Annotated in this window: 11 protein-coding genes; 7 read left to right on the forward strand and 4 right to left on the reverse strand. The window is 64.1% G+C overall.

Annotation, left to right across the window (positions count from 1 at the left end; translation table 11 throughout):
* Positions 1–71: 71 nt before the first annotated feature.
* Positions 72–611, forward strand: coding sequence for an FCD domain-containing protein (locus APH42_RS22495; protein WP_374701062.1), 540 nt, complete (start codon positions 72–74; stop codon positions 609–611).
* Here the strand turns inward: APH42_RS22495 and APH42_RS22500 are convergent.
* Positions 603–1,541, reverse strand: coding sequence for a LysR family transcriptional regulator (locus tag APH42_RS22500; protein ID WP_012271988.1), 939 nt, complete (start codon positions 1,539–1,541; stop codon positions 603–605). The genes APH42_RS22495 and APH42_RS22500 overlap by 9 nt on opposite strands.
* 148 nt (positions 1,542–1,689) lie before the next feature.
* Between APH42_RS22500 and APH42_RS22505 the strand changes: the two genes are divergently transcribed.
* The 4 genes from APH42_RS22505 to APH42_RS22520 are packed head-to-tail and all read left to right on the forward strand — an operon-like array spanning position 1,690 to position 5,473.
* A complete protein-coding gene (locus APH42_RS22505; protein WP_060494244.1) occupies positions 1,690–2,517 on the forward strand; it encodes an amidohydrolase in 828 nt (275 codons plus the stop codon).
* Between the two features lie 42 nt (positions 2,518–2,559).
* Complete coding sequence (locus APH42_RS22510; protein WP_060494245.1) at positions 2,560–3,909, forward strand: MFS transporter; 1,350 nt, start codon at positions 2,560–2,562, stop codon at positions 3,907–3,909.
* Positions 3,906–4,646 (forward strand): SDR family NAD(P)-dependent oxidoreductase, encoded by a 741-nt coding sequence (locus APH42_RS22515; RefSeq protein WP_012271991.1) that lies wholly within the window; start codon positions 3,906–3,908, stop codon positions 4,644–4,646. The genes APH42_RS22510 and APH42_RS22515 overlap by 4 nt, the downstream gene beginning before the upstream one ends.
* On the forward strand, positions 4,643–5,473 hold the full coding sequence (locus APH42_RS22520; RefSeq protein ID WP_060494246.1) for a sugar phosphate isomerase/epimerase: 831 nt from the start codon (positions 4,643–4,645) through the stop codon (positions 5,471–5,473). Before APH42_RS22515 ends, APH42_RS22520 begins: the two co-directional genes overlap by 4 nt.
* Here the strand turns inward: APH42_RS22520 and APH42_RS22525 are convergent.
* From APH42_RS22525 to APH42_RS22535, 3 genes are read right to left on the reverse strand one after another with little or no spacing between them, the layout of a single operon-like run.
* The gene (locus APH42_RS22525) at positions 5,464–5,880 is read right to left on the reverse strand and encodes a RidA family protein (protein ID WP_060494247.1); all 417 of its coding nucleotides are present in this window, start codon (positions 5,878–5,880) and stop codon (positions 5,464–5,466) included. The two genes, APH42_RS22520 and APH42_RS22525, sit on opposite strands and share 10 nt — an antisense overlap.
* On the reverse strand, positions 5,880–7,199 hold the full coding sequence (locus APH42_RS22530; protein WP_060494248.1) for an NAD(P)/FAD-dependent oxidoreductase: 1,320 nt from the start codon (positions 7,197–7,199) through the stop codon (positions 5,880–5,882). The genes APH42_RS22525 and APH42_RS22530 overlap by 1 nt, the downstream gene beginning before the upstream one ends.
* A 14-nt stretch (positions 7,200–7,213) precedes the next feature.
* Complete coding sequence (locus APH42_RS22535) at positions 7,214–7,504, reverse strand: hypothetical protein (protein WP_060494249.1); 291 nt, start codon at positions 7,502–7,504, stop codon at positions 7,214–7,216.
* Between APH42_RS22535 and APH42_RS22540 the strand changes: the two genes are divergently transcribed.
* Positions 7,503–8,180 (forward strand): DUF1028 domain-containing protein, encoded by a 678-nt coding sequence (locus APH42_RS22540; protein ID WP_060494250.1) that lies wholly within the window; start codon positions 7,503–7,505, stop codon positions 8,178–8,180. The two genes, APH42_RS22535 and APH42_RS22540, sit on opposite strands and share 2 nt — an antisense overlap.
* A partial coding sequence (gene argE / locus APH42_RS22545; RefSeq protein WP_060494251.1) for an acetylornithine deacetylase occupies positions 8,173–9,195 on the forward strand: 1,023 nt, incomplete at its 3' end. The genes APH42_RS22540 and argE, both read left to right, overlap by 8 nt.

The raw sequence follows: 9,195 nt of genomic DNA on the forward strand, positions 1-9,195 counted from the left end.
TCGGCAGGCGGCCAGCCATTGCGCCGGGTGACGATAGCCCGTAACCCTGCGCCAGGTCGCAGCCCAGCGGCATCAGCACCCGCACATGCTCCACGCTCTCTGCCCTGCTGGGTGCCGGCGAAACCCGCCTGTCGGCGGAGCAGATCTACCCTCGGCTGTTCGATGCCATTCTCGAACAGCGCCTGCGACCGGGCAGCGCCTTGCCCGAGCAGGCGCGCCAGGTGCTCAGCGCCCGGCGCCTGGCCGAGACCACGCTGATCGGCCTGGCCACCCAGCGCGCGCGCCCGGCACAGATCCTCCAGCTGGTCGAACGCGAACGCCAGCACCATGAGCAGGGCGAACGCTGCACGGCGATCCGCCTGGGTGGCGAATTCCACATGAGGCTGGCGCAGCTGGCCGCCAACGTACCCCTGGCGCGTTTTCTCAACGGGCTGGCGCCGATGACTTCGCTGATCATCGTCCGATATGAGTCGCCCAGCTGCGAGCATTGCGCCTGGCAAGAGCACGCGGCGATCATCGATGCGGTGGAGAGCGGTGACAGCGGCGCTACGCGCCCCGTCGCCAGTAAGGCCAGCCTCCACAAGAGGTCGCACCCATCTGCATCAGCTTGATGCCACCGCTCTCCCAAGCCTCTGCGCCTGGCCCTGCAACACCCGCATCAAATGCACCGCTGCATGAGACGGCGGCTCGAACCGTGAATAGACAAAGCTGATATCGAAGTGAATTTCATCGGCCAATGGCACCACCGCCAGCCCGCTGTCCTGCGCAACGAACTCGTCGATCACGCTGATGCCCATGCCTTGTTTGACCAGCGCCACAGCCTCGTTGGCATTGGTAAACGACAACAGTGATTTCAGCTGCACTGCGCTGCGCTCGATGTGCTCGGCGAGCAGCTTGCCAAACGGCATGTCGGGCCGGAACAGCAGCAAGGCATGGCCTTCCAACTGTTGCAAGCTCAGCGTGGGTTGCCCAGCCAGCGGGTGGTCGGGCGGCATCACCACCACCATGCGCCCACGCATGAACGCCTGCGAATGCAGGTGGTCATGCACCACCGGCAGGGCGGCAATCGACAGGTCGACCTTTTTCGACAGGATCTGGTTGGGCATTTCGCCCATCAGCGAGGTTTGCCACTCGATGTTCAGCGACGGTGACTCGCGCTTGAGCTGGGCCAGGGCGATGGGGATGACCACCGTCGACAACGACGCGCTGCACGAGATGCGCAGCTTGCGCTGGCCACCGGCGCCCAGTGCCAGGGCGCATTCATTGACCTCCAACGCGGCCTGGTACACCCGCTCGACTTCACGAAACAGCACCTGCGCTTCGGCCGTGGGCACCAGGCGGTTGTTGATGCGCTCGAACAGCGGATAGGCCAGGCGCCCTTCGATGTACTGGATCAGCTTGCTCACGGCCGGCTGCGACACGTAAAGCAGCTTGGCCGCCGCGCTGATCGAGCCGGTCAGCATCACCGCCCGGAACACTTCCATGTGCCGCAGTTTGAACACCATCGGGTTTGCGTCTGCGCCTTCGTTGCCAAGCAGCATGTGTATTACCTTCGGTTATGGTCTTCGCCATCTGGGTATGAGCGTCAAACTCGGCCGCGCAGTATCGTAAACCCCAGCCTGATCGCCCTTGCGGCGAACAATAACAAGATCTGCAGGCAAGCGCAGTGGCGCTTGACGGGAGTGCTGCGTGACCATTTTTGACGAAGCGAAGATCGATTGCCATAACCATTTGTTTGACCCCGCGCGTTTCCCTTACCACCCCGACGCACCCTATGCACCTTCCGGGCAGGAGGTCGCCACCCAGGCGCAGTTCAGTCGGGTGATGGATGCCTATGGGGTGCAACATGCCTTGCTGGTTGGCCCCAACAGCGGCTACCACACCGACAACCGCTGCCTGCTGCATGCCTTGGCCACCGGGCAGGGGCGCTTCAAGGGCGTGGCAGTGGTCGAAGCGGATATCAGCCTCGATGCGCTGGCGGCCTTGCAGTCGCAAGGTGTAGTGGGTATCGCCTTCAACCCCGCGCTGTACGGGGTAACCAGCTTGAAGGACGCTGACGGGCTGTTCGGCAAACTCGCCGAGCTTGGCCTGTTTGCGCAGGTGCAGGTATGTGAGGACCAGTTGCTTGACCTGCATGGCCTGCTGCAAGGCGCCCATGCACGCCTGCTGATCGACCATTGCGGTCGACCGGATGTTGCAGCGGGTGTGCAGCAAGCCGGCTTCCAGGCGCTGCTGCGGTTGGCCGACAGTGGGCGCGCCTGTGTGAAGTTGTCAGGTATGCAGAAGTTCGCCGCAGCCGATGCCTTGCTGGAGCAAAGCGCTGCCTACGTCCAGGCCCTGCTCGAAGCCTTCGGCACCCAAGCCTGTGTGTGGGGGTCGGATTGGCCGTTCATTCGCCAGCGTTCGCGGGTGGACTACGGGCCGCTGCTGAAACTGGCCGAGCGCCTGATGCCGGATGCCCGGCAGCGCCGTGCGGTGATGTGGGACACCCCGCGTCGATTGTTCGGGTTTGCCTAACGCCCCGTTGATTGCCATTCCAATAACAAGAGAGCAACCGTCATGACCACTGAACAGAACGCCAGCCTCGGGGTGTTCGACACCCCTGCGCGCGTCCAGCAACGCACCCGCACCCGTTTCATGATCCTGGCGCTGATTTCCGGCGGTACCATGATCAACTACCTCGATCGCAGCGTGATGGGTATTGCCGCGCCGAGTATCAGTGCTGACTTGGGCCTGAACGCAGCGATGATGGGGGTGATCTTTTCCGCCTTTTCCTGGACCTACGCCGCTGCGCAGATTCCGGGCGGCATCCTCATCGACCGGCTGGGCACCAAGCTCACTTACTGGCTGGCACTGACCTTGTGGTCGCTGTTCACCGGGCTGCAAGGGCTGGCGCAGGGCTTCCTGTCGTTGCTGGGCATGCGCTTTCTGGTGGGGATGACTGAAGCACCATGCTTTCCCACCAACAGCCGGGTGGTGGCCACCTGGTTCCCGCAGAGCGAGCGGGCCAGGGCGACCGGTATCTACACCTTTGCCGAATACACCGGGCTGGCGTTTCTGACCCCGCTGCTGTTCTGGGTGCTGCACGCTTACGGCTGGCGTTTCCTGCTGCTGGCGGTCGGCCTGATGGGCATCCTCTATGGCCTGGTGTGGTGGCGCAAATACCACGAGCCACACCAGTCGACCACGGCCAACCAGGCCGAGCTGGACTACATCGCCGCTGGCGGTGGGGTGATAGATGGTGGGCAGAAAGCCACGTCGTTCCGCTGGTCGCAGATTCCGGCGTTGCTCAAGCACCGCAACATGCTGGGCATCTGCCTGGGCCAGTTCGCCTGCAATTCGACCAACGTGTTCTTCCTCACCTGGTTCCCCACCTACCTGGTGACCGAGCGGCACATGCCCTGGCTCAAGGTCGGCTGGGTAGCGGTGCTGCCATTCATTGCCGCCTCGCTGGGCACGCTGGTCGGCGGTTGGCTGTCTGACGCGTTGCTGCGCCGCGGCTACTCGCTGAACGTGGCGCGCAAGCTGCCGGTAATCGCCGGGTTGCTTACCGCGTCGGTGATCGTGCTGGCCAACTACGTCGAGTCCGACGCGCTGGTGATTGCCATCCTGTGCATCGCCTACTTTGCCCAGGGCATGTCGGCGCTGGCCTGGATGATCGTGTCCGATATCGCCCCCAAAGGCCTGCTGGGCCTCAGCGGCGGCTTGTTCAACCTGTTCGCCAACGCAGCAGGCATCGTCACGCCGTTGACCATCGGCATCATCGTCTCGCTGACAGGCTCGTTCGTCTGGGCCTTGGCATTCGTGTCGTCGATCACCGTACTCGGTGCGCTGTGCTACCTGTTCATGGTCAGCGACCTGCGTCGCTTGCCGGAGATTCCTTCAGTCGAAAATGGAGCAAAACAATGAGCCAGTACCTGCAAGGCCAGACCGCAATCGTCACCGGAGGGATGCGTGGCATCGGCCTGGCGATTGCCCAGCGCCTGCATGCCGCCGGCGCCCAGGTTGTGATCTGGGACCTCGCCGTGGAGGGTTGGAGCAACGCGGAAAACGGCTTTGAGCCCGTGCTGCGCCAGGCGGTGGATGTATCGTCGCTGGCCTCGGTAGAGACAGCCTTCGCCGAGACGCTGAGGCGTATAGGGCAGGTGCAGATTCTGGTCAACAACGCTGGCATCAATGGCCCTGTGGTGTCGTCGTGGGAGTACCCGCCAGAGGCCTGGGACAAGGTCATCGCCATTGACCTGAACGGCGTGTTCTATTGCTGCCGTACCGCCATCCCGCATATGCGTGACAACGGCTACGGGCGCATCGTCAATATCGCCTCCATGGCCGGCAAGGATGGCGTGCAGTACATCTCGGCCTATTCGGCAGCCAAGGCTGGGGTCATCGCCTTTACCAAGGCAGCGGCCAAGGAGCTGGCGCAGGACGGCGTGCTGCTCAACTGCGTGGCACCGGCCATGGTCGAGACCCCGCTGATGGCCGAGATGACGGCCGAGCACATTGCCGCGAGCAAGGCCAAGATCCCTATGGGGCGGTTCCTCAAGGCCGAGGAGATCGCCAATATGGTCAGCTGGATTGCCGGGCCGGAGTGCAGCTTTACCACCGGCTTCGTCTTCGACCTCAGCGGCGGGAGGGCGACCTATTGAATGGCCTGGGCGTGGCGCACCTCACCGCCCTGGAACTGGCGCCGGCCAGGCTGGTACGTGAGGCGCGGCGCGCGGGCTTTAGCGCGGTTGGGCTGCGCCTGCACCCGGTGATCCCGGGTGCACAGGCGTACCCGGTTGCGCCGGGTAGCCAGGCGCTGCGCGAACTGCGGGCGGTGATGGCAGGTGAAGGTGTGCGTGTTACCGATATCGAGTTTGTTTCGTTGACGGCACAGGCACAGGTTGCCGATTACCAACCGCTGTTGGCCGCAGGTGCCGAGCTGGGGGCGCTGAGCCTGACGGTGTCCGGGGACGACGACAATGTAGCGCGGCTGACCGGCAATTTCGCGGCGCTGTGTGAACTGGCGCGTGGTCATGGCCTGCGTGTGGACCTGGAGTTCATGCGCTGGCGGCCAGTGGCAACCCTGCAACAGGCATGCACGGTTGTGACAGGGGCGGGGCAGGACAACGGCGGCGTACTGGTCGATGCCTTGCACCTGTTCCGCTCCGGTGGCCAGGTGGCCGACCTCGCCGGGGTCGATCCGCGTCTGCTGCGTGCGGTGCAGCTGTGTGATGCGCCGTTGCTGGCGCCCGTAGAGGAGCTGATCATCGCGGAAGCGCGTGAGGGCCGTATGCTGCCGGGGCAAGGGCAACTGCCGCTGGCCGCGTTGGTGGCGGCGTTACCGACGCAGCTGTGCGTCAGTGTAGAGGTGCCATCCGCTGGCGTGCCCGCAGAACAGCGGTTACAAGCGGCGGCACGAGTAACCCAGGCGTGGTTGCAGGGCAGGCGGCGGTTCCCGTCCACCCTGCAGGCCGCCGGTCATTCCTGATCGGGCACCACGGCGATCACGTCGATTTCCATTAGCCACTCGGCCTGGGCCAACCCGGCGACCACCAAGCCGGTGGAGATCGGGAATACGCCCTTCAGCCACTTGCCCACTTCCTTGTACACCGGCTCGCGGAAGCGCGGGTCGGTGATGTAAGTGGTGGTCTTGACGATGTGCGACAGGTCCGAGCCAGCTTCTTCAAGCAGTTGCTTGACGTTCTTCATCGCTTGTTCGGTTTGCGCCTGCGGGTTACCCAGGCCCACCAGTCTGCCTTCGAAGTCGGTACCTACCTGGCCTCGCACATAAATGGTGTTGCCGGCCCGCACGGCCTGGCACAGGTCGTTGTCCAGGGTCTGGTTGGGGTAGGTTTCCTTGGTGTTGAACATGCGGATGCGAGTATGGGTAGGCATCAGTGGGCTCCGAGGGTGCTGACGTTGCTGATCATGTTGGTTTGCTGCTCATCCGCTTCGCGCTGTTCGCGGTCGCGGTAGGCCAGGTAGGTGCGTTGCGTGGCGATGTGGCCAGCGACGTGCTTGGCGTCGTGCCACACGCCCCAGATGAACGACGAGCCACGGCGGGACAACCACGGCAGGCCAAGGAAGTACACGCCGGGTTCGCGGGCCACGCCGCGTTGGTGCTGGGGCTTGCCGTTGGCATCGAAGGTGTCCACCTGCAGCCAGCTGAAGTCCACGCCGTAACCGGTAGCCCAGATGATGCTGCTGACGCCGGCCTTGGCCAGGTCCAATTGCTGCAGCGGGTTGCTCATGCAGGCCGGGTCGGCCAGGCGTGTGCGGGCTTCGGGTTCTTCCGGCAGGTCCAGGCCGTTGCATTCGATGTAGGCATCGGCGGCATCCAGCAGGGCCAGGTAGTTTTCATCGCCGCGGTTGATGTTCTCGACCAGGTTGTCCTGGAAGTGCGCCACGCCGTTCTCGAACGACTGGGTCAGGCCGACCAGGGTCATACCCTGGTGGGCGAGGGCGCGGAAGTCCACGGTGTGGCCGCCATGGGCACCGCTGACGGCGATCGTCACGTGCTCGCGTCCGGGCTTGGCGATTTCTGCGTCCCACTCACCCAGCACGCCCAGCCACCAGCAGAAGTCGCGGTTGCGGTAGGCACGCGGCGGGCGGTCGTGGGCGCCGACCGACAGGTACACCTGGCGCCCGGCGCGCATCAGCTCTTCGGCAATCTGCACGCCGGAGGAACCGGCACCAACCACCAACACCGCACCCTCGGGCAGTTGCTCTGGGTTGAAGTAGGCGGCGGAGTGGATCTGATGCAGGTTGCTGTCTTTAGGCGCAATGGCCGGGATCACCGGCTTCTGGAACGGGCCGGTGGCGGCGACCACTCGGTTGGCGCGAATCACGCCTTCATTGGTTTCGATGGTGAAGCCGGGGCGGTCGCTGTTACGAACCACGCGCTTTACTTCAATGCCGGTGCGTACCGGCAGGTTGTACTTGCGTACGTACTGCTCGAAGTAGTCGGCCACCTGGTCCTTGCCTGCGAAGGCGTCGGCGTCGAGGTTGAATTCCAGCCCCGGGAAGCGGTCGTGCCAGACCGGGCCGTTGGCGACCAGCGAGTCCCAGCGGCCAGTGCGCCATGCCTCGGCGATACGGTTGCGCTCCAGCACCAGGTGCGGCACGCCAAGCTTGCTCAGGTGTTCGCTCATGGCTACGCCGGCCTGGCCGGCGCCGACCACGAGGGTGTCGATTTCGAGGTTGTTCAGTGTCATGTCCGAGCCCTTGTTCAGGCGGTTGCTGTCAGGTCGGTTTGGAGGACCGCCGTTGTCTGGAGCCAGACTAGGGATGCGGCACGAATGGCGAAAATAGTATTTAGCTGGTGCTTGCCGATAAAACGGCGAAGGCCTTGAATTGCATGGCCTGTAGCAAACTTTAAGGGGATTTTCGTGTGGTGTTTGGTGCACTTTTGCGGGCTTAGTTTTTTCCTGCTCAAGGCACAGGAAAATGTTGGTTTCGTGGGGTAGAAGGTTGCGCCCAGAATGCCCTGCATCGCACAGGACAACAGGAGCTTCACCATGACCTTCTCCATCATTGGCCGCTGCCAGGAAACCGGCCAGGTCGGCATCGCCATCAGCTCGTCGAGCATCGCCGTAGGCGCCCGTTGCCCGTGGGTGCGCGCCGGTGTAGGCGCGGTCTCTACCCAGAACATCACCCTGCCGGCACTGGGCCCGCAGATTCTCGATGCCATGGAGCAAGGCCAGTTGCCACCCGCCGCGGCCCTGGACCGGGTGCTGAGTGCCAACGGCTGGAGTGAGTATCGCCAGGTCACGGTGATCGACAGCCAGGGGCAAGTGGCGCTGTTCACGGGGCGCGAAGCGCTGGGTACACACAATGCGGTGGCCGGCGAACACTGCGCAGCGGCGGGCAACCTGCTGTCTTCTACCCAGGTAATAGAGGCCATGGTGCTGGCTTTCGAGCAGGCGGGTGGGCACCTGGCCGACCGCCTGCTGGCGGCCATGCACGCGGCGATGGCCACCGGTGGCGAAGCCGGGCCGGTGCACTCGGCGGCGTTGAAGATTGCTGGCGAACTGACCTGGCCACTGGTGGACCTGCGCGTCGACTGGGCCGATGCAGACCCGATCGGTGTGCTCGATGGCTTGTGGCAAGCCTATCGGCCACAGATGCAGGACTATGTCACCCGCGCCCTCAACCCGACCGCCGCGCCAAGCTACGGGGTGCCAGGCGATGAGTGAATTTGCCAGCCGCGCGCTGCTGGCCCGGCTGATCGGCTTTGCCACGGTCAGCCGGGACTCCAACCTTCAGCTGATCGGCTTTATCCGTGATTACCTGGCGGAACTGGGGGTGGAAAGCGAACTGTTCCATAACCCGGAGGGCACCAAGGCCAACCTGTTCGCCACCATCGGCCCCAAGGACGTAGGCGGCGTGGTGCTGTCGGGGCACACAGATGTAGTGCCGGTGGATGGCCAGGCCTGGAGCGTCGAGCCGTTCGCCCTGAGCGAACGCGACGGGCGCCTGTATGGTCGCGGCACGGCTGACATGAAAGGTTTCATCGCGTCGGTGCTGGCAGCCGTGCCCGCGTTCCTCGCCCAGCCGTTGCGCATGCCCGTGCACCTGGCGTTCTCCTACGACGAGGAAGTCGGTTGCCTGGGCGTACGCTCGATGCTGGAAGCCCTCGAACAGCGCCCGCACAAACCCCGACTGTGCCTGATTGGCGAACCCACCGAGCTCAAGCCGGTGCTGGGGCACAAGGGCAAGCTGGCAATGCGCTGCCAGGTGCATGGCGCGGCCTGCCACTCGGCGTATGCGCCGTCTGGGGTGAATGCCATCGAGTACGCGGCGAAACTGATCGGCAAGTTGGGTGACATCGGTGATGCACTGGCCTTGCCGCAGCATCATGACGAGCGCTTCGACCCGCCGTTTTCCACGGTGCAGACCGGGGTAATCAAAGGGGGCAGGGCGCTGAACATCGTGCCCGCCGAATGTGAATTCGATTTTGAAGTGCGCGCGCTGCCAGGGTTCGAGGCGCAGGCGGTGGCCGATCAGTTGCAGACTTATGCAGAGGCCGAGTTGCTGCCGCGTATGCGCAAGGTCAATGCCGCCAGCGCCATTCGCCTGGAGCCGCTGAGCGCCTATCCGGGGCTGGCCACACCGCAGGACAGTGAGGCTGCGCGGCTGGTGGCATTGCTCAGTGGCTCGAATGAGTTCGGCACGGTGGCGTTCGGTACCGAAGGCGGCTTGTTCGACCAG

Origin of the sequence: Pseudomonas sp. NBRC 111140 (genome assembly GCF_001320885.1) — a bacterium.
GTDB lineage: Bacteria > Pseudomonadota > Gammaproteobacteria > Pseudomonadales > Pseudomonadaceae > Aquipseudomonas > Aquipseudomonas putida_P.

What these genes read in the sequence shown, in the direction of transcription:
- APH42_RS22500 (WP_012271988.1), bottom strand. Translation starts at nt 1,541, where the DNA reads ATGCTGCTTGGCAACGAAGGCGCAGACGCAAACCCGATGGTGTTCAAA.
- APH42_RS22535 (WP_060494249.1), bottom strand. Translation starts at nt 7,504, where the DNA reads ATGGTGAAGCTCCTGTTGTCCTGTGCGATGCAGGGCATTCTGGGCGCA.
- APH42_RS22530 (WP_060494248.1), bottom strand. Translation starts at nt 7,199, where the DNA reads ATGACACTGAACAACCTCGAAATCGACACCCTCGTGGTCGGCGCCGGC.
- APH42_RS22510 (WP_060494245.1), top strand. Translation starts at nt 2,560, where the DNA reads ATGACCACTGAACAGAACGCCAGCCTCGGGGTGTTCGACACCCCTGCG.
- APH42_RS22525 (WP_060494247.1), bottom strand. Translation starts at nt 5,880, where the DNA reads ATGCCTACCCATACTCGCATCCGCATGTTCAACACCAAGGAAACCTAC.
- APH42_RS22515 (WP_012271991.1), top strand. Translation starts at nt 3,906, where the DNA reads ATGAGCCAGTACCTGCAAGGCCAGACCGCAATCGTCACCGGAGGGATG.
- APH42_RS22540 (WP_060494250.1), top strand. Translation starts at nt 7,503, where the DNA reads ATGACCTTCTCCATCATTGGCCGCTGCCAGGAAACCGGCCAGGTCGGC.